Genomic DNA, 858 nt, shown 5'->3' with positions numbered 1-858 from the left:
AACCTCCGATGGGAAAACCATCGGGATGTGTTGCAACCTTGTTCTGCTCGCGGCCAGCTGGACGAGTACATGCAAGGGCAAGAAGACGAGGGCTCCCTTGTCGACGGTTGTCCTTGGAGCGACCGCGCAAGCCCCTCTTCAGACGACGAAGTCGGAACCGCGCGGAGCTGCGTTGGCGGCGAGCAACCAAGCCTGACGGATGAACAGGCAGTGGCACTGGGCGAGGTATGCGAGCGCTTGCGGCATGTGGACGACATGCTCCAGATAGCGCGCGAGCTCGGCAACGCCCACGTTGTGGCAACGTTGGAGCGTGCGCGCCGCACACTCGTGCGCCAGAGAGCGGGATCATCGCGTCTTGATCCGACAGTGCTCGCGGTTGCCCGGGAAGTCCGCCAGCAACAAGACTTGGAACTGCAGCGGGCTAGAGTGCGATGCGCAGCCGCGCGAGCCGCCCGTTGTGGCGCTGGCAGACCAGGGGACCACGCGCGCGCGATCCTGGCCAAGAGCGAGACTCTTCGCCGGGCGCGGCGCGCTTTGCGACTAAAGCGAGTTGCAGCAGTACCGCCCGGCGCAGGCATCAAACTCGGGGAACGCAGAGGCTATGATGCGGCGGACCTCGGGCAGGGCAGGAAGGGCGGAGGAGGCCACTTACACCGCAAGAACCGAAGGGAACTCATGCTTCGCGTAGCGACCGCCTTCCCTGCGTTGGCGGGAGAAGCAGCTTCGCAGTGGGAAAGAAACTGGCGCTTGTGGGATACGCTGATGTGCAGGAGGCACGGGCCAGCGGTCGGGCACGTCATCAGGAACCTGATGAAGCAAATACTGGAGGCAGGCGCGGCGGGGACGCGGAGGCCTTCC

At 64.8% G+C, this 858-nt stretch carries 1 protein-coding gene; it reads right to left on the bottom strand.

Features of this window, described 5'->3' with window-relative positions:
* Positions 1 to 138: 138 nt before the first annotated feature.
* Positions 139 to 291, bottom strand: coding sequence for a hypothetical protein (locus tag ABWQ00_RS16235; RefSeq protein WP_353239697.1), 153 nt, complete (start codon positions 289 to 291; stop codon positions 139 to 141).
* Between the last annotated feature and the right edge of the window lie 567 nt (positions 292 to 858).

The organism is Limnohabitans sp., from assembly GCF_040400975.1.
GTDB lineage: Bacteria > Pseudomonadota > Gammaproteobacteria > Burkholderiales > Burkholderiaceae_C > Limnohabitans_A.
Note: the sequence above shows the minus strand (reverse complement) of the source record. Positions and strands in the feature narration are given on the sequence as shown.